The sequence below is a fragment of the Halomonas sp. FeN2 genome (genome assembly GCF_020595105.1).
In the GTDB taxonomy this organism is placed as follows: domain Bacteria; phylum Pseudomonadota; class Gammaproteobacteria; order Pseudomonadales; family Halomonadaceae; genus Vreelandella; species Vreelandella neptunia.
The window spans coordinates 2,508,336-2,527,252 of the sequence record NZ_CP074200.1; the positions used below are offsets into that span (position 1 = coordinate 2,508,336).

The window sequence follows — 18,917 nt, forward strand, 5'->3', positions numbered from 1 at the left end:
GAAGGTCGCTGTGGCGCGTTTTTCCCTGTCGGATTTTACCTTAGAGAGTTTTCGTCGCCAGCTGGCCAACGTCGACGCCCTTCCACAGCTATGTGTGCTGGGGCTGGTCTCAGGCGTTATTACCGGCGCTGTGATGGTAGCGTTTCGGCTGCTTTTGGAAGCGGGCGCCGCGCTCTACATGACCGATGGTGACCCAGAAGCGTTTGAAAGCATGGCGTCGTGGCTGCGCGCGCTGTTGCCCATGCTGGCAGTAACGCTAGTGGGAGTGTTGCTGTACAGGCAAAAACCGGCGGCGCGTAAGCTGGGTGTTGGCCATGTGATCGAGCGGCTTACCTACCACCAAGGCCGTTTTCCCCTGCGCAACTGGCTCAACCAGTGGTGGGTCGGTGTCATATCCGTCCTGGGTGGCCTCTCTGCTGGCCGTGAGGGGCCGGCGATTCACTTGGGGGCCGCGGCGGCCAGCGGGCTTGGCCAGCAGATGCGCCTGCCTAATAACAGCCTTAGGGTGCTGGTTGCATGCGGGACTGCAGCCGCCATCTCCGCTTCCTTTAATACCCCCATTGCGGGTGTCATCTTCGCTATGGAAGTGGTGATGATGGAGTACACCTTGATGAGCTTTATGCCGGTGATATTGGCCTCCACCATGGGGGCGCTGGTGGCGCAGTTGGCTTATGGCAACGAGCCCGCCTTCCGTATTCCTGAGATAGCACTAGGCTCATTGATCAATTTGCCGTGGATTGTCGTGACGGGGCTTGTGATTGGCCTACTCGCAGGCTTGTTTATTCATATTTCACGCAGTCAGCGGATTATGCAGTGGCCGCTCTGGATGCGTCTTGGCTTGGTGGGGGTGGCAACTGGCGCAGTGGCTTGGTGGTTCCCCCAGGTTCAAGGCATCGGCTATGACAGCGTGGCGGCGGCGCTCAATAATCAGTTGGAAATTAAAGTGCTGCTGGCGCTGATGATCGTCAAACTGCTGCTTACTGCGCTCACTGTCGCTGGCGGTGTTCCCATCGGTATTATCGGCCCGGTGCTGGTTATAGGCGCTGCTACAGGCGCGCTGTTTGGTTTACTGGGGGGCTGGCTTTGGTCTGATAAAGCCGCGGATCCGGGCATTTACGCGATGCTAGGTATGGCCGCAATGATGGGGGCGGTGTTACAAGCGCCCCTGGCTGCCCTAATGGCACTTTTGGAGTTAACCCATACGCCGAGTATTATGCTTCCCGGCATGTTGGCGGTGGTGGTGGCGTGCTTAACCTCGCGTCAATTGACCGGCTGTGAAGGTTTTTTTATCAGCACGGTGCGCTACGGGCTGCACCCGCTTCAGCAGCCGTTGATGCAGGCACTTTCACGGGTTTCAGTGCCTGCGGTGATGGAGCGTCAACTAGTGCGCACCGAGCGAATGATTACCCCTGACCAAGCGCGGCTTTTATTAGAGAATAACCCGGTGTGGTTAGTGATTGAGCGGTCAACAGAGGAAAAACCTGTGCTGGCGCTAAAAGCCGCTGAACTGGCACGCTGGCTACTTGAGCACGATGAAGCGCTGCAGGGGGAAGAGCCGCCTGAGGATGAGCTGATTGATCTACTGGAAATCCCCGGGCAGCGTTTAGAGCTGGCGCCGATTGGTTTACAGGCAACGCTTTCCGAAGCGTTTCTAAAACTGCAGGATAACGCTCTAGGGGCGCTCTACGTTGTTCATGGCTATCGCCCAAAGCAGCGGCGTATTTCAGGTATTATCACCCGTGGCGCCATCGAGCGTTATTATCACTACACTGACCCACGCGCCGCCGATGCCCTTGGCACTGATAAACGCGAGAAGGATTCATCTCTTTAAGGAGCGACAATGTACCTATGGGTAAAGGCTATTCACTTAATGGCCGTAGTAACGTGGTTCGCTGCGCTGTTCTATTTACCCCGCCTGTATGTGTATCACGCCACCGCGCGGGATAACGGCGACGAACAGGCCATTAGCTATTTCAAAACCATGGAGCGTAAGCTTTACCGTGGCATTATGACGCCGTCGATGATTGCGGTACTCATTTTTGGTGGCTGGATGCTCTACCTGGTGCCCGAATGGTTTAGCCAGGGCTGGATGCACGCCAAGCTGGCACTAGTGGTTCTACTTATCGCCTATCATCACGTTTGTTTGATCTATTTGAAGCAGTTTGCCCAGGATCGCTGTACCAAAGGCCATGTGTTTTTCCGCTGGTTTAACGAAGCGCCGGTGATCGCGCTCGTGGCAATTATTCTGCTTGCCGTTGTGAAGCCCTTTTGATGCGCCAACCGCTTCCTCCCGTGGTGTTGGTACTCGCCGGGCATGACCCGACTGGTGGCGCAGGGTTAATTGCTGACAGTGAAGCCATTGCGGCCTGTGGTGGTTGGGCGGTAACGATTCCCACTGCGCTGACGGTACAGAATTGTCATAATGTGACCCGCGTGATTCCTGCTGAGCCGGCCGCGATGCGCCAAATGGCCGAGGCAATTAGTGAGATGCAGGTCGCGGCGATAAAGATTGGTCTACTCGCTGACGAAGATACCCTGCGCGCAGCGGAGCAAATCATTCGCCGTTTTCCAGGCATTCCCGTTGTGGCCGATCCGGTCTTTAAGGCCGGTGGTGGGACTGAGTTATCCACACCTGCTTTGCGTCAATTGTTTATTGATCGCTTGCTTCCGCTTGTGGATATCTTAACCCCCAATCGTGCTGAGCTGGCCCAGCTTACGCCCGACATAATGACCCCTTTCGATGATACGGCCCGTGCGGTGGTACTAATGTCACAAGGGTGCCAAGCCATTCTGGTCACTGCCACGGATGAGCCGCTGCCCGGCAATGACCAGCAGGTAGTGCATACCTTGCACTCGCCCGATACCACTCGCCAGTGGCAGTGGCCACGTTTGCCCGACATCTTCCATGGTTCTGGCTGCACGCTGGCATCGGCCATTGCCGCTCGCCTAGCAGTTGGTGAGCGCTTACCAACTGCTTGTGAACAGGCGCAGCACTTTACTTGGCAAAGCCTGTCTCAAGGCTTTCAGCCGCCCAGCGGGCAATGTTTGCCACATCGTTTTTCACGGGCTGTCCGTTTTTAATCCTATCTTCTGTACGCCATCGACCGAGAGGATGCCATGACTACATCAGCTGAACTGTTCGATCTTGCCAGTCGCCATATACCGGGTGGGGTAAACTCGCCCGTGCGGGCGTTTAAAGGCTTACACCGCCCGCCGGTCTTTATGGAGCGTGCCCAAGGCGCCTTTCTGTTTGACGTCGAAGGTAATCGCTACGTGGACTATGTCGGCTCCTGGGGGCCCATGATCACCGGGCATGCCGATCAAGACGTATTGGCAGCCGTGCGGGCGCGATTAGACAACGGCCTGTCCTTCGGTACCCCTACCGCAGTCGAAACCACCATGGCGGATTTGATCTGCGAGATGATCCCCTCCATGGATATGGTGCGCATGACCAGTTCGGGCACCGAAGCCACCATGTCGGCGATACGCCTGGCGCGAGGTACCACTGGCCGCGATAAGATCGTTAAATTCGAGGGTAACTACCACGGTCACTCTGATTCACTGCTGGTTAAGGCAGGCTCAGGCGCGCTTACCCACGGCGAACCCAGCTCGCCGGGCGTGCCTGCATCGCTGGCTGAACACACTATTACCCTCTCGTTTAATGACCCTGAAGGGGTTGAAGCGTGTTTTAGCGAAATCGGTGAACAAATTGCCTGCATTATTGTTGAGCCCGTTGCTGGCAACATGAATTGTATCCCGCCTCAACCTGGCTTTTTGGAAACCCTGCGCCGGGTATGTAACGAGCACGGCAGCGTGCTTATTTTTGACGAAGTGATGACCGGTTTTCGCGTGGCATTGGGCGGTGCCCAAGCCCACTTCGGTATAGTGCCCGACCTAACCTGCTTGGGAAAAATTGTCGGTGGTGGCATGCCGGTGGGCGCCTTTGGTGGCAAGCGCGAGATAATGCAAAATATCTCCCCCCTGGGGCCGGTTTACCAAGCGGGCACGTTGTCGGGTAACCCGTTGGCGATGGCCGCAGGTGTGGCACTGTTAACCAAACTTCAGGTGCCGGGCTTCCACGATGCGCTTACCCAACGGGTTAATACCCTTTGTGCGGGCCTTCAGGAGCGAGCCAATGCCGCACGGGTACCGATGATGACGCAGTCGGCCGGCGGTATGTTCGGCCTCTTCTTCACCTCTCAAAGTCGTGTGGATAACTTTGCCCAAGCCACCGCCTGTAACCCGGATGCCTTCCGCCGCTTCTTTGGTGCGATGCTCGATCACGGTGTTTACTTGGCGCCATCGGCTTACGAAGCAGGTTTTATGTCCAGCGCTCACACACCGGAAGACATTCAGTTCACCCTGGATGCTGCAGAAAAAGCCTTCGCAGTAATGTAACGGCAAGTAACTTAAAGCCCGCTATACTGCAAGAGCCGCTCACCTTGAGCGGCTCTTATGTTAGTTGAGAGCTAAACTCATGACACGATCAACGGATTGGCGATATGTGATCTGCGCAGCAGGGCTGCTAGCCTGCTTGCCGCTGGCTGCACAGTCGCCTCAGGAGCAGGACATGACCCAAATTCATATCACCATGAGCGGTTCGCCAGGCGCCGAGTTTTCCGCCCACTGGCGCATTACCCATGAAGGCGAAACCACCGAGCACGTTGAAGAGAGCGGCACAGTGCCTGCGGAGTACACCTTTACTGGTACAGAGCTTGAAGGAACGGTAAAACTGTTAAGTGACGATGAGCGGTTGGAAGTGGATATTCAGAAAGGCAGTAATCGTTCCAGTTCGTCTACCCAAGGAGCAGGTGGTACTTTGACGGTTTCTATTCGGTAATAAAAAACCGCCCCTGGATAGGGGCGGTTGAGAAAATATCATCAAAAAATTACTGGGCTTGAGTAACAGTATTGCTGTTACCATTGCCGTAGGTAGAGATATGTGAGTTATGGCTATATCCCGATTGAGTTACTGAATGAACATTAAAATTGCCATCAGTTTTGATAAATGAGTCATTGAACATACCTGACTGATAGGTATTGCTAGTGTTATTATAACCAGTAGTGATAATCGTACTATCTAAGTAGTCTCCATTCTGGATTACACTATCCGTGTTAAAAGAGCCATCTTGCTCAATCCACGACTCATTTTTATAACCATCTTGGTTGACATTAGCTGTATTGCCAAATAAATAGCCACCTTCTTGTTGAATTCCAGATTTGTTTTCCGTACCCTCTTGTACGACGTTAGCATTATTTCCACTATTATTTTGCTCAACCCATGATTCATTATCATATCCGTTTTGATAAACATCGGCTGAGTTATTCCAACCATATTGCTGAATGCCGGAATCATTTGACTTGCCTTCCTGAACTACCTTAGCGCTATGGTCACCCCAGCCGCTTTGCTTAATCCATGATTCATTATAATTTCCGTTTTGATAAACATCGGCGTTGTTATCATCACTTGTCTGATAAACACCCGAATCATTTTTATAGCCTAGTTGGTTAACGACGGCACTATTACCGTCATCTGTTTGCTCGATATTGGAATAGTTTTCCCCACCACGATAATTATCATCTTGTGTGACAGTGGCTGTATTGTCATCACCATATTGATAAATTCTGGATTCTTGGGTGCCATACTGAGTGACGTTATTGACGTTGTCGTCACCTGTTTGGTCGATAGTCGAATCGCTACCTGCAAGAGCAGTGGCACTCATAGCAAGAGCAATGGCAGCAGCGATAGTGGTGATTTGAGTTTTCATGGTGTTTCCCCTTTATGATTTACTTGCTTTGGTTATTACTGAACAACGATTATTGTTCAGTAATTTTCGACGGTGACCGAGCGTGCATTGCCTGAAAATGCTTGTTGTTCAACGCTAATGCCTTGGTAGCCACTCCCCGAATGTGAAATTGTGATGTTACTATCAAACCCATACTGATTAATTTGAGACTCGAGTTGGTTACCACTCTGAGTAATACTGGCTTCGTGTCGACTACCGTTTTGGTGTATAAGGCCGGTATTATTTGAGCCTTCTTGATTAATAATGGCTTCGTTAAAATTACCGTTCTGATAAACTGAAGCTAGGTTGGCGCGGCCATGACTATTAAGGTTCTGGTTAATAGTGCTATTATTTTCGTCACCAATTTGTCGGATCAACGCCACATTGGCACGGCTTTGAGCAAATGCCTCTTCAAAACTATCCAGTTGTACGTTATTTTCATTGATAACCACTTGGGCTTTCCGTTCGTCTATTTGAGGAGCATTAAAGCTATTCTCCTCGGCAGAAACAGAAGTTGACAATGACAACACCATGAGTACTGGTACCAGCGTGATGAGTAAGCTGGCCTCAGTGCCTCTGCTCTTAGATTCAATTCCACGCTTCAGAGCGCTTCTGAAGACCCATTTGGTTTCCACGGACATATCCTCATTAGTATATTGTGTTCTTATGTAACTTTTTGTTGACTTAAGTATGGAGGGAATAGGCGGAGTTACCATAGTTACTTAAATTGAATCAAAATATTAAAAAACTAATAGTTATGAGTAACTAGTAAATGGTTTTTTTCATACTTATCAAGCTATCTGTCAATTTATAAGTAGTGGTAATAAAAAACCGCCCCTTAGGGCGGCTGTAAATATAGTCATATATTGGATATCTTTTTACCACTGGTACGAGCTTGCGACGTTGCCCGAGCCACCAGTTTGAGTATGGTTGGCAATAGCTGTAGTCCCGTTCTGACGAACCATTGATACACTACTGTACTCGTTTTGCTGTGTCACATAGGCCTCATGCCCTCCACTATTGCCACCCTGGTATATATATGAGGCGCTCAAATCAGCATTATTTTGAGTGACTTCGGCTAAGTGATTATTATCACGCTGCTCGATAAAACTCCAAGTTTGATCAGAGTTATTTTGCTGATCAACTTCGGCTTCATTATAATCACCGGATTGACGAATTATTGAGTCACTATAGTCTGAATTATTTCGTTGACTTACGTCTGCTGTGTTATTAAATCCATTCTGCTCAATGTACGAATCACTCCAGTTACTATTTCGTTGTTCAACCGTTGCTTTATTCCAGTCCCCATTACGTTGTATAATAATGGATTGATTATATTCTCCATTATATTGATTAACTGTAGCTGTATTGTGGTCACCATAGGACTGGCTGATGTCTGACTGGTCGTTCATACCATATTGGTTTACAGCTGCCGTGTTTGCATCCCCATTAATTTGAACTACACGCGATTCATTGAAACCATTCCCTTTTTGATACACAGTTGCTTTGTTAGTGGATCCATTAATTTGCTTTATAAGAGAAACGTTCTCTTCACTGCCTCCGCCATTTTGACCTTGATCTACATAAGCTTCATTTCCAGTTGAAGAGCCACCATACGGGCCGCTTTGAATGATCTCAGAATATTGCTCAGTACCAGCCTGTGCTGAGTTCAACGTACTGCCTGTCTGATTGATTTGCTCATGGTCTGTTTCGCGTACACCGGCAGTGCCATTATCTATGTTTAATGAGCTCCAACCATCCATATCGGATCGTATCACTCCTTGTTGATCAAATGCCCCCTTTCCGTTATTCATAGTATTACCATTAACTTCATAAACAGGATCTCTTGCATCTGCCAATGAGGCGGCACTGGCAGAAAGAGCAATAGCAGCAGCAATTACGGTAAGTTGCAGTTTCATGGTATTTCCCCTTTGGTTTCGATCATCTTGCTTTGGTGATCACTGAGCTAGCCTGATGCCATTCAGTGGTTCATCGATGATGACCGGCAGTGCATTGTCCGAATACGCTTGGTGTTCGAAACTGATGCTCCGCAGGTCACTCCCCGATTTTGTAATCCTGATGTCGCTTGCTATGCCGAATTGACGAATATCGGCGTTAAGCGCTAATGTTGAATTTTAATTTGTCACTGAAAGAAAATATCGTTATAACTAATATAATTGATAGTGCTAATTCTAATAAAAACCATTTCAAAATGCGCCTTATTGGGATATGGCCATAACAGTTATTCACTTATTATCCCTTCCAAAGGATGTCTGTTTATTTTTAGATGACCTTATTGTGGCTTCTGAACCTTTTTGGTATAGGAAATTTTTGGTTTGACTTTTTTAAAAATAGTTTTTCTAACAATAAAAATATTATTTATATCAAGTAGCATTGGCCATGAATCTACTTAGAGTCAGTAAATGGTTATTGATAGGGATATTAATATTTATATATAATTCAATTATTTAAAAAGAAATAGAATTTTACTTTAAAAAGGCCATGCTTTAGCATGACCTTGAAGGTTCCCTTGATTGATGTGGCTGAGTTATACAGCAGTAGTTATATCAAGTTATATTTTATTAGTTATAGCTGCGGTATTGGGGCGTTAATGTAATCAGACAATATCGTTTCATCGAAATTTATATTGTTAGGTAGGTTCCACAGTCGATTTTCCACCCCTTGTGCGATCAAATGAATGACCGAAGACTCGATGGCAGACATCACCGCCATTTGTACGGGCTCGTTGGTCGTAATGCCAGCTTCTGCTTCAAGTAGCCTACTGAAGTCGATGAAACGGTATACACCGGCTCTTAATTCTTTGGAATAGATAGTTTTGGTAGTGGTAACGTTTGCCAGTACTTCACCAGTCGAAATTTCTACCGCTCTAAGATTCACAGTAACCTGATCGACTTGGTATTGGCCTGATGCACCGATCCCGAAGTACTCCACGCCAGCACCACCGGTACGTACGTTGGATTCATAGGCGATAATACCGCCTTCCAGCATTACGGAAGCCGCTCTAAGTGAAGGCAGCGTATCAGGTTGACCAAAGCGTTCAAATTCTGCTCGGATGATACGCCGCTCAGTGAGCAGGTTTTGCAACCCAACACGCTCAAGTGGGATAAACCAACCTGAGTCTGCAAGTGCCCCGGTCAGCATTGCTGCTGCCCCTTGTGTGACTGCCGTGGAAAAGGTACTGGCCGGTGCCGGTCGATACTGGCCTGTCTGGTCTCGGAAATCATATACCGAAACAAAGATACGACCGGCGGGAGGCGGCAGCGACACAAGGTCTTGGTATGCAGCACCTCTAGGAGTAAGCGTAGGAGGGGCACCTTCTAGATTTTCCGAGGTAGCAACGGTGCCAGCACAGCCACTTAGCCAAACTGCCATTATTCCAACAAGTAAGATTCTCATGATTGTTCCCTTGTTTTATTGCGTCTTAATTTTTAAGCATGAGTACAACAATTTGACTTAAGGATTGAATAAACCGCCGACGTTAATAGTGGTAACGTCGCCGGTAACTTTATCTACCACTTGAACGGTCAGTTGCCCCCCGTTATCCCTTACCACGACACCAAACTCATCGCTATCAAAGCTGCCTTCACCTACATCGCCATTCCCTACATCGCTAATAAGTTGGGAAATAAGTCGGCTTTCAAGGCTCTGAATCAAACGTGCTGTTGAAGACAATGGTTCGGATCGTCGAGCATTAGGATCTGTATTGGTATCCTGAGACTGGGCCTTACTCAGTAGATAACTACCTACGAAAGGATCACCACCGAATGAGGGATTAATGGGTTGGTAGACGAGGTCTCCGGCAAAGGCCGAAAGTGATAGTGCGCTTAACAGTGAGGTTGCGGTCAGCAACTTTACTGATGGACGTAAACGATTTGTTTTCATTAGTTTAACTCCTCTTTTCCCAGGTCTTTGTCAGAGGTAAGCGCAGAGGCTAGCTGTTGGCGTAGCAGCGCTTCTTCGACGGTTTGCACGGCTTCCCCAGCGGCACGATCAGCTTCATTGATCCTGGGGGAGAGCTGTGTACGGAAATACATACGGTTACCTTCCATCACCCATACTTGGCTTCCCCATCGTGCATCGGGGCGCTCTTTAATAGTGATGGTGGCATTGCCGATAATCAGGTTATCCATTGCCCGCTGGCTAAAGGCTCGGTAGAAGGTTTTACCGGCCATGGTGATTGTTCTATCTACCATGACGCCAGTTAGCTCACTTCCTCCGTTAGTGCTGCCTTGCACTTCAGGCCCATCAGGACTGGAGAGCTGATTAATAGCGTCAATCGCTTCTTGTTCGTTGGCAGGTAATGCATCGGTTGGGTTTGCTGGTTCGTTAGCTAATGCTAAAGATGACCCGATCCATACCGCCATTAAGAAAACATTGATGGATAAACGGTTCATTGATGACATGACAGTTACCCTTGCGCATTAGCGCGAACGATGTCGTTGAAGACTGCGTGCGGCCTCAATATTGGGCAGAATTGGGCCCAGATTCTGATGAATCCAATTGAGCGCTTGAATGCGGTTGTGAACGTTAATTTTGCGAAAAATGTTGTAAAGGTGTGACTTAACGGTGTGTTCACTAACAAACAGTTTTTCGGCAATTTGTTGATTTGAAGAGCCTGCGCTAAGTAGGGAAATAATTTCCATTTCTCGGTTAGTGAGTCCGCAGGCTGGGCGAAAGGCATTACTCTGGTATTTGCGATAGAACAGAATCAAACGCGCCATCAAATCCCGTGACATCCACAGCTCTCCTTCGAGTAGCGCGGTTATGCCTTTACAGATGACCTCAAGGCTTTCATTACGATAAAACACGCCTTTTAGCTGTGCGCATGAAAGCGCTTCAAGGGCGTGATCCATATCGTGAATGTTAAAGGCGGCCAGGGGAGTTTTAGTGAGTGCATCGGGTAACTTATCTTGCCATTCGGGCAGTGCATCAATGCCTATATGATCACTATCGATAAGAATCAACATGTTGCCGGAAGCAGAAATGGGTAGCGCCGCGTGGGGAGAATGGATACTAATTTGGCAACCGGTGTGCTTGTTCAAGTATTCAGCGAACAGCTGGACTTGGGGACTTTTTTCGGTAACGACATACACCGTTCCGGTAGACTTTTCCTGCGACATTGGGGTGCCCTCGTGGAAAGAAAGAGTGAGCGGGTAGCAAGAGAAGTGTTGACCATAAGATGCTTTTCGTAAAGTTTTGTTACTAATTATTTTGCTTGTATTAAGGCTTATATTTTCTTTTATAAAATTTATCTCTATAAAACAACTACTTGTTAAGGATAATGAGTTTTTGTAGTTATTTATCATTAGATACATTTGATAACATTTTGCTGGCTTTTGATACGATCTTTGAGCGCGTAAACTGATGCTCTACTGTTAGGAGTACATACCATGGCCGCCGTCAATACCCTTGTTCTTGCCAGTGGCAATGCAGGAAAATTAAGAGAATTCAATCAATTACTTTCCCCTTTGGGTTTCGATGTTCGACCCCAGGCGGATTTTGGTGTCACTGATGTGGAAGAGACAGGGCTAACCTTCGTCGAAAATGCACTGTTAAAAGCGCGTGAAGCGAGCCTCATCAGTGGATTGCCGGCATTAGCTGACGATTCTGGGCTTGAAGTAGATGCACTCAATGGTGCGCCCGGGATCTATTCCGCTCGGTATGGCGGTGAGCCGAGAAGCGACGAGAAAAATAACCAGACGTTGTTAACCGCATTAAGTGACTGTGCGGAAGGCCAGCGGAGTGGACGTTACTGGTGCGTGCTAGTTTATTTACGCCACCCGAAAGACCCGGTGCCTGTCATTGTGCAGCGAAGTTGGGAAGGCGAGATTCTTGCTCATCCTCGGGGAAAGGAAGGATTCGGCTATGATCCGCTTTTCTGGTTACCCGATCAGGGTATGAGCGTTGCCGAGCTGCCCAGCGAAAGCAAAAATCGCCTTAGCCATCGTGGTCGCGCGTTGCAGGGGTTAGTGGAGCTGCTGAAGGTGGCGCATGGCTGATACGCTGCCGCCACTCTCTCTCTATATCCACACGCCCTGGTGTGTCCGTAAATGCCCATATTGTGATTTCAATTCTCATGAGCCAGGCACGCACGGTTTTACACCGCGGGATTTACCTGAAGCCGCCTATTTAGATGCGCTGTTACAAGATTTGGATAACGATCTTAATCTGGTGGCTGGCCGTGAAATTCACACGATCTTTATTGGCGGTGGGACACCCAGCCTACTGTCGCCAGCGTTTTACGAACAATTATTGAAACAGATCGAAGCCCGTTTACCCTTCGCGGATGGTATTGAGATTACCTTAGAGGCGAACCCAGGAACCACTGAGCAAGAGCGTTTCATTGGTTACCGGAAAGCAGGGATTAACCGTCTCTCGCTGGGTATTCAAAGTTTTCAGCCCGATCAACTGCATGCACTGGGGCGAATTCATAGCGGTGATGAAGCGATTACTGCGGTGACGCAGGCTCGCCAGGCAGGTTTTAGCAACATTAATATTGACCTTATGCACGGCTTGCCTGATCAAACGCCTCAATTGGCACTGGATGATATTAACCAAGCGCTGGCGTTGGCACCTGAACATCTCTCCTGGTATCAGTTGACCCTTGAGCCTAATACCGCTTTTCACTCTCACCCGCCGGTGCTGCCTGAAGAGGAGGCGCTTTGGGATATTCAGGACACGGGACATCAGCTTTTAGAGAAGGCGGGGTTTAAACGCTACGAGATTTCGGCTTACGCAGCCGCTGATCATCAGAGCCGCCATAACCTTAATTACTGGCAGTTTGGTGATTACCTCGGGATTGGTGCGGGTGCCCATGGCAAGCTTAGCCGTATTGACCCAAATGGGGAGTGGTACATTGAGCGGCGCTGGAAAACTCGCCAGCCGGACGCATATTTAAAGCGCACGGGTGACCTGCGTGGCTTTATAGCCGGTAAGCAGCTTATAAAAGCGGATGAGCTGCCGTTAGAGTTTGCCATGAACGCTTTACGGCTCACCGACGGGGTGTCACTTGAGACATGGAGAGCTAACACTGGGCAGCCAAATGCTATGTTACTGGCGCGTTTACAATCCGCCGAGAAAAAAGGACTTTTGATGCAAATGCCTGAAAAGCTGCGTGCATCGCCTCAAGGTCTATTATTCTTGAATGAGTTGCTAGCCTTGATCAGTGATGATTGATTAGCGATGAATATAAAGATGTCTCGAACATAACAAGGAGTGAGTGATGCGAATTTCTAGACTACTGACACCGTTGGCGGCTGCTATTCTACTGGCCGGTTGTGCTACATCGGATCCTTACGGTGGCCAAACGCAGCGCTCTAGCACCGCGATGGGTACCGGGATTGGTGCCGCCGTTGGTGCCGCTGCTGGGGCACTTTCTGGCGATGGTAGTACCAGCCGCCGGGATCGTGCGTTAATTGGTGCGGCTGTGGGCGCGGCGGCGGGCGCCGGTATTGGTGTCTACATGGATCGCCAAGAGCAGCAACTGCGTGAAAACCTGCAAGGGTCACGTATTGAGATTGATCGTCGTGGTGACGATATCGTGCTCAATATGCCCAGCGGCGTTACCTTTGGCTTTGACTCTGCTGAGTTGACTAGTGAAGCGCGTGGTTCACTCAATGAAGTGGCTAATGTACTTTCCCAGTACCAGGATACCCGCGTTAGTATCGCTGGCCACACTGACAGTACCGGTGATGCGAGCTATAACCAGCGTCTATCTGAGCGTCGTGCCCAAGCCGTGGCCAGCTACTTGTCTCAGAACGGCGTTTCATCCATGCGCCTGAATACTTCTGGTTACGGTGCTACTCGGCCAGTCGCCAGCAACGACAATGAGCAGGGCCGTGCTCAAAACCGTCGGGTAGAAATTACCTTAACCCCTACTGGTAACGGCCAGAGCTAAGTAAGCCTCTTAAAGCTGCACATTGCCGCTCAAAGCCCGCTATGCTTCTATAGCGGGCTTTTTTCGTTCACCTGTTTACGAGCTACCATGCTGTCCTACCAACACGCCTACCATGCCGGTAATTTTGCCGATGCACATAAGCATCTCACGCTTTACGCCGTCACTGATTATCTATTACGTAAAAAAACATCTATTACATATATAGACACACATGCCGGTAGAGGGCTTTATCCATTAGCCACCAAAGAGACCCAGCGACTACAAGAGTACCGTGAGGGCATCTGGCCACTGTGGCAGAAGCGTGAACAGCTAACCGACGCGCTACTGAGTAGCTGGTTAAAAACTATTGTTGGGGCTCAGCCAGATCGTAATGAATTGACCCTCTACCCAGGCTCGCCCTGGTGGCTGAGCCAGCCGCTGCGCGAGCAAGACCGGCTGTGCCTGTTTGAGCTGCACCCCGGCGAACACCAGCACTTAAATAGCCAGGCGTTCCCTGTTCAGGCCAAGCGCGTGTATGGCGACGGGCTAGCAGGGGTTAGAGCGATGCTACCGGTAGCAACACCCAGGGTATGCGTGCTGATTGACCCAAGCTTTGAACGCAAGGTGGAGTATCAGGAGGTCGCTGATACCGCTATCCAGGTGCTGGAAAAGGCTCGCCATGCGGTGATGATGATCTGGTACCCGTTGTTGCCTGCCGGGCATCACCAAATGCTATTGGACGTGCTGCAGGCCAGCGGAATACGCAAGATATGGCGCAGCGAGCTGCTGCTGCGCGAACCAGGAGAGCAGGCCCGCGGCATGTTCGGTAGCGGTATGCTGGTGATTAATCCGCCCTGGGGGTTGGATAAACGCCTGGACGCAGCGATGGCAGAAATTACCCCGCTGCTCGGTGCTGATAGTCGCTATCAGGCGGATTGGTGGGTTGGGGAGTAGCTGTTGAAAAAAGTAGCTTTATTTACCGATACAAAAACTGCCGAAAATCTCGCCCAGTAAATCATCGGCGCTGAATTCGCCAGTTATCTCGCCTAAGGCCTGTTGGGCGTCGCGCAAATCTTCCGCCAGCAGTTCGCCTGCGCCATAGCCATCCAACTGAGCGCGGCCGGTATCAAGGGCTGCCATGGCACGGTCTAGGGCGTCCAGGTGGCGCCGGCGAGCGGAGAAGCGACCCTCAGTGGTGGCGGCAAAGCCCATCACATCCTTCAGATGAGCCTTTAAGTTATCCACACCCGTACCGGTTTTTGCCGAGAGCCTGACGATTGGCGTGGTTGTGGATAAATCAATACCGGCCGGTTCGGCACTGGTATCGATTTTATTACGTACCAGGGTTAAGCGTGTCTGGTCGGGCAGGCGAGCGACAAACTCGGGCCAAATGGCCATGGGGTCGGTAGAAGCCGTGGTGCTGGCATCAACGAGTAGCAGCACTCGGTCGGCTTTCTCTATCTCGGCCCAGGCACGTGCGACACCAATTTTCTCCACCGCATCGGGCGTATCGCGCAATCCTGCGGTGTCGATAATATGCAGCGGCATACCGTCGATATGGATATGCTCACGGAGTACGTCCCGGGTCGTCCCCGCGATATCCGTCACAATGGCGGTATCTTGTTCGGTCAGCGCATTTAGCAGGCTCGACTTACCCGCATTGGGCCGCCCGGCAATGACCACGCTCATCCCTTCGCGCAGCAGTGCACCTTGGCCTGCTGCCTGGCGTACGTCGCTCAGCGCTTGCTGGACGCTGCTTAAGTGCTGGGCAACGTGACCGTCGGCAAGAAAGTCGATCTCCTCTTCGGGGAAGTCGATCGCTGCTTCCACATAGACGCGCAGTTCTATCAAGCGCTCCACCAGCGCAGATACACGTTTTGAGAACTCCCCCTGGAGCGAACGCACGGCGTTTTCTGCCGCCGAGCGTGAGGTGGCATCGATGAGGTCGGCAATGGCTTCTGCTTGGGCCAGGTCGAGCTTGTCGTTCAAAAACGCCCGCTCAGAAAACTCTCCTGGCCGCGCCAAACGAGCACCCAAGGCCACACAGCGCTCCAGCAACATATCCATAATAATTGGGCCGCCGTGTCCCTGGAGCTCCAGTACGTCTTCACCGGTAAACGAATGGGGGCCACTGAAGAACAGGGCGATGCCTTCATCAATGCTCCCTTCTGCGCCTTGGAAGGGGCCGTAGTGAGCGTATCGCGGGGCAGGGCAATGCCCAACCATGGCTTGAGCGATTTCGCGGCAGGCGGGGCCGGAGACGCGGATAATACCCACGCCGCCGCGCCCTGGGGGAGTTGCCAGCGCCGCAATGGTGTCAGGCGTGTAGAGGCGTTCGGCCATGGTGAATCTCTTAGTCAATTGGCAGTAGTAGTATTTGATCGGTCTAGCATCGGTCAACATAGTTTGGATTTGTCGACCTTAAAACGCCAGACCCCCGCTCGGGGCGGGGGTCTGAAGGGCGATGACAAAGGCAGTCTACTTGGTTTTCATGCCTTTGCCGATACTCGGATCATTTTCGATTTTGCGCGTAATGTAGTACTGCTGCGCCACCGAAATGATGTTGTTGACCACCCAGTAGATAACCAGACCGGCCGGAAACCATAGGAAGAAGAAAGTAAAGATGATGGGTAGCATCTTCATGATCTTCGCCTGCATAGGATCCGGAGGTGTCGGGTTCAACATCTGCTGAACGAACATCGAAATACCCATCAGAATCGGCAGAATGAAGTACGGATCCTTCACCGATAGATCCTGAATCCAGAAGATGAACGGTGCGTGACGCAGTTCAACCGACTCGAGCAACATCCAGTAGAGAGCGATGAAGACAGGCATTTGAATCACAATAGGTAGACAGCCCCCCAGCGGATTAATCTTCTCCTTCTGGTAGAACTTCATCATCTCTTGCGACATTTTTTGCCGGTCGTCGCCATACATCTCTTTTAGGCGCTGCATTTCCGGGCCCAATTTACGCATCCGACCCATGGATTTGTAAGCTTTGGCGGAAAGTGGGAACAGCACCGTCTTAACCAGCACGGTTAACAGCACAATCGACCAACCCCAGTTGCCGACGATATCGTGGATATGATCCAGCAGCCAGAAGAGGGGGTTAGCGATAAACCATAACCAGCCGTAATCCACGGTTAATTGCAGGTTAGGAGCGACTTGTTCCAAGTAGTCCTGCACTTTTGGCCCCACGTACAGAGTGGCGCCTAGAGTGGTTTCACTATCGACGGCTACTGTGTTGGTGGGGCCAGCAAAGGCCACGACGTTACGATTACTGGAGTCGGTAGTGACGTAGAAAAGATTTTGCTGATCCTGCTGGGGCGCCCATGCTGACACAAAGTAGTGCTGAATAATGGCTATCCAGCCGCCCTGTGCTTCACGGTTTTCAAAGTTATGGTTTTGAATATCCTCAAAGTCGATCTTCTCGTAGCGCGCATCAGGCGTTGAGTAAGCCGCCCCCAAATAGGAGTTCATACCCATAGAGACACCGCTTGACGGGTCAGGGCTATTGTCGCGTGCCAACTGACCAATAAAGCGCGCACTAATGGGTGCATCGGTGTTATTGGCCAAGTAGTAATTGACGTTGACCGCATAGCTGCCGCGCTCAAAGGTAAGCCGTTTAATAACCTCAACGCCGTTAACATCAGCGGTGAGATCAACGCTTAGCTCATCATCGTTATCGCCTAAACGATACTCAGAGTTTTCAGGGGTGAACGCGATACGGCTGGCTTGGCCATCGAGCTGCAGGCCTGAGCGAGCCACGTAGCTACGGCTGCTGTTATCGGATAACAGCACATAGTTACGGTCTGAATCCAGGGAGAGTTTGTGCTGCGGTAACGCGGCATAAACAATATCGCCACCGTGTGGATCAATACGCACATCGAGAACATCGGTGGTCACGGCAATGAAGTCGCGGCTTGATGTATCGCTTTCGGTATCAGGAATACCTTCACCTACCGCACTTTGCTGTGAAGACGCGCTTGGCACTGCTAAGCCGCCTTCACCATCTTCAGCATTGCTAGGAGACGTGGAATTGCTGCGTTGCGTCGTTTCAGGCACTGAATCGTAATTCGGCTGCCCGTAATCCTGATTCCACTGGACGACTAGCAAGTAAGCGAGTACGGCTAGTGGAATCAGTAATAAAAGTCGTTTTACGTCCATGAGGGTTCTGCCCGCTGGGTGGTGAACATGCTAATGGCGCAGTGTCATTTACTCGACTCTTGACACACGAAAGCCTGCCAGTTGGCAGGCCGAGGTCGAGCGGCGAGGGGTGCACCAAAGGTCACGTGTCACGCTTAGGCGTTGGTGCTGCGATCACCGCCTGTGCGTCACGCTGTAGTCGTTTCCACATGCCGTGTAACTGGCGATGCAAAGTCTCGTTATCGATATCCTGAACACCGCGTCGCGCAAGCACCACTATATCCACTGAGGGCAGGTGATCTTGACGAAGACGAACGGATTCTCGAACCAGACGCTTGAAACGGTTGCGATCTACGGCGCGTTTAACATTTTTTTTGCTGACCACCAGTCCAAGGCGGGGATGACCCCGAGTACTTAAGCGAACTAACGCCATCATACCTTTGCCATGCACTTTTAGGTCGGCTTGCTCAAACACGTGACTAAAATCCCCAGCATTTAGTAACCGTAATTGCCGGGGAAAGCCTTGCTGCGGCACACGCAATCTGAGATCAGGCGCTCAGACGCTTGCGGCCCTTGGCACGGCGACGTGCGAGGACGGCGCGACCGTTTTTGGTTGCCATACGAGCACGGAAGCCATGCGCGCGCTTGCGCTTGAGAACGCTAGGTTGAAAAGTGCGTTTCATAACTCGTTATTCCCACGTGGTTTAGGACGGAAAGTGAATTCCAAAAAGCCCGGTCCAGTGAGGAACTAGCCGGGGAGATTCAATTCAAGACCGGAAATTGTAGAGACTTCCTCTGCTCGGTGCAATTTTTCCTTGCATAAAAGCGTTAACACACCTCAGCCAGCGTGCTTAATACGCTGAGAGTAACGATTAATGAAGTCACTATTATTACTAATAGGTAGTTCTAAACCTGTTGTTATTAATAGTGGGGATACTATTTGTGGATAAGTGTTTTTAACTATTACTTTTCAATGGCCTATGATAATAAAAAATCTGTGTGTAAGTCCCGTATAAGCCGTCCACAAGGTGTTGGCTAGATGTGATTAACCCGTTTATAAGACACCTTTTTAACAATTGTCCCCTTCC

20 protein-coding genes are annotated in these 18,917 nt (G+C 50.3%); 9 read left to right on the forward strand and 11 right to left on the reverse strand.

Annotated elements, in window-relative coordinates; all coding sequences use genetic code 11:
- Positions 1-10: 10 nt before the first annotated feature.
- The 5 genes from KF947_RS11515 to KF947_RS11535 all read left to right on the forward strand — a co-directional run bounded on the left by KF947_RS11515 (position 11) and on the right by KF947_RS11535 (position 4,840).
- Positions 11-1,831, forward strand: coding sequence for a chloride channel protein (locus KF947_RS11515; RefSeq protein ID WP_227404034.1), 1,821 nt, complete (start codon positions 11-13; stop codon positions 1,829-1,831).
- A 9-nt stretch (positions 1,832-1,840) separates the two neighbouring features.
- On the forward strand, positions 1,841-2,272 hold the full coding sequence (gene hemJ, locus KF947_RS11520; RefSeq protein WP_022521043.1) for a protoporphyrinogen oxidase HemJ: 432 nt from the start codon (positions 1,841-1,843) through the stop codon (positions 2,270-2,272).
- The gene (gene thiD, locus KF947_RS11525; RefSeq protein WP_088698250.1) at positions 2,272-3,081 is read left to right on the forward strand and encodes a bifunctional hydroxymethylpyrimidine kinase/phosphomethylpyrimidine kinase; all 810 of its coding nucleotides are present in this window, start codon (positions 2,272-2,274) and stop codon (positions 3,079-3,081) included. Before hemJ ends, thiD begins: the two co-directional genes overlap by 1 nt.
- Positions 3,082-3,117: 36 nt before the next feature.
- Complete coding sequence (gene hemL, locus KF947_RS11530; protein WP_133733140.1) at positions 3,118-4,398, forward strand: glutamate-1-semialdehyde 2,1-aminomutase; 1,281 nt, start codon at positions 3,118-3,120, stop codon at positions 4,396-4,398.
- A gap of 79 nt (positions 4,399-4,477) precedes the next feature.
- Positions 4,478-4,840 (forward strand): hypothetical protein, encoded by a 363-nt coding sequence (locus KF947_RS11535; RefSeq protein WP_227404035.1) that lies wholly within the window; start codon positions 4,478-4,480, stop codon positions 4,838-4,840.
- A 49-nt stretch (positions 4,841-4,889) separates the two neighbouring features.
- Here KF947_RS11535 and KF947_RS11540 read toward each other — a convergent pair whose 3' ends face one another.
- From KF947_RS11540 to KF947_RS11570, 7 genes are all read right to left on the reverse strand, one after another.
- Positions 4,890-5,768, reverse strand: a complete 879-nt coding sequence (locus KF947_RS11540) for a curlin subunit CsgB (protein WP_223289071.1) — start codon at positions 5,766-5,768, stop codon at positions 4,890-4,892.
- A gap of 56 nt (positions 5,769-5,824) precedes the next feature.
- Positions 5,825-6,421, reverse strand: a complete 597-nt coding sequence (locus tag KF947_RS11545) for a hypothetical protein (RefSeq protein ID WP_166650424.1) — start codon at positions 6,419-6,421, stop codon at positions 5,825-5,827.
- Positions 6,422-6,664: 243 nt separating this feature from the next.
- Positions 6,665-7,705 carry a hypothetical protein gene (locus KF947_RS11550; RefSeq protein ID WP_227404036.1) on the reverse strand — a complete coding sequence of 347 codons (1,041 nt, stop codon included), beginning with the start codon at positions 7,703-7,705 and terminating at the stop codon, positions 6,665-6,667.
- Positions 7,706-8,372: 667 nt separating this feature from the next.
- Positions 8,373-9,203, reverse strand: coding sequence for a CsgG/HfaB family protein (locus KF947_RS11555; RefSeq protein ID WP_133733136.1), 831 nt, complete (start codon positions 9,201-9,203; stop codon positions 8,373-8,375).
- Between the two features lie 57 nt (positions 9,204-9,260).
- Positions 9,261-9,689, reverse strand: coding sequence for a curli assembly protein CsgF (locus tag KF947_RS11560; protein ID WP_227404037.1), 429 nt, complete (start codon positions 9,687-9,689; stop codon positions 9,261-9,263).
- Positions 9,689-10,210, reverse strand: coding sequence for a curli production assembly/transport protein CsgE (locus KF947_RS11565; protein WP_223289072.1), 522 nt, complete (start codon positions 10,208-10,210; stop codon positions 9,689-9,691). Before KF947_RS11565 ends, KF947_RS11560 begins: the two co-directional genes overlap by 1 nt.
- A gap of 18 nt (positions 10,211-10,228) precedes the next feature.
- A complete protein-coding gene (locus tag KF947_RS11570; protein WP_133733133.1) occupies positions 10,229-10,927 on the reverse strand; it encodes a response regulator transcription factor in 699 nt (232 codons plus the stop codon).
- 270 nt (positions 10,928-11,197) lie between these two features.
- On the opposite strand from KF947_RS11570, the gene rdgB reads away from it, so the two are divergent.
- The 4 genes from rdgB to KF947_RS11590 all read left to right on the forward strand — a co-directional run bounded on the left by rdgB (position 11,198) and on the right by KF947_RS11590 (position 14,637).
- Positions 11,198-11,806, forward strand: a complete 609-nt coding sequence (gene rdgB / locus KF947_RS11575) for an RdgB/HAM1 family non-canonical purine NTP pyrophosphatase (RefSeq protein ID WP_223289073.1) — start codon at positions 11,198-11,200, stop codon at positions 11,804-11,806.
- Positions 11,799-12,983, forward strand: a complete 1,185-nt coding sequence (gene hemW, locus KF947_RS11580; RefSeq protein WP_223289074.1) for a radical SAM family heme chaperone HemW — start codon at positions 11,799-11,801, stop codon at positions 12,981-12,983. The genes rdgB and hemW overlap by 8 nt, the downstream gene beginning before the upstream one ends.
- A 46-nt stretch (positions 12,984-13,029) precedes the next feature.
- Positions 13,030-13,704 (forward strand): OmpA family protein, encoded by a 675-nt coding sequence (locus KF947_RS11585; RefSeq protein ID WP_133733130.1) that lies wholly within the window; start codon positions 13,030-13,032, stop codon positions 13,702-13,704.
- An 87-nt stretch (positions 13,705-13,791) separates the two neighbouring features.
- Complete coding sequence (locus KF947_RS11590; RefSeq protein WP_227404038.1) at positions 13,792-14,637, forward strand: 23S rRNA (adenine(2030)-N(6))-methyltransferase RlmJ; 846 nt, start codon at positions 13,792-13,794, stop codon at positions 14,635-14,637.
- Positions 14,638-14,655: 18 nt separating this feature from the next.
- On the opposite strand, the gene mnmE is transcribed toward KF947_RS11590, so the two are convergent.
- The 4 genes from mnmE to rpmH form a co-directional block, all read right to left on the reverse strand.
- Positions 14,656-16,026: a tRNA uridine-5-carboxymethylaminomethyl(34) synthesis GTPase MnmE gene (gene mnmE / locus KF947_RS11595; protein WP_227404039.1), complete on the reverse strand. Its 1,371-nt coding sequence runs from the start codon at positions 16,024-16,026 to the stop codon at positions 14,656-14,658.
- 135 nt (positions 16,027-16,161) lie between these two features.
- A complete protein-coding gene (gene yidC / locus KF947_RS11600) occupies positions 16,162-17,850 on the reverse strand; it encodes a membrane protein insertase YidC (protein WP_223289077.1) in 1,689 nt (562 codons plus the stop codon).
- Between the two features lie 121 nt (positions 17,851-17,971).
- Positions 17,972-18,364, reverse strand: a complete 393-nt coding sequence (gene rnpA / locus KF947_RS11605) for a ribonuclease P protein component (protein WP_133733126.1) — start codon at positions 18,362-18,364, stop codon at positions 17,972-17,974.
- A 13-nt stretch (positions 18,365-18,377) separates the two neighbouring features.
- A complete protein-coding gene (rpmH, locus tag KF947_RS11610) occupies positions 18,378-18,512 on the reverse strand; it encodes a 50S ribosomal protein L34 (RefSeq protein WP_008959105.1) in 135 nt (44 codons plus the stop codon).
- Positions 18,513-18,917: the final 405 nt, after the last annotated feature.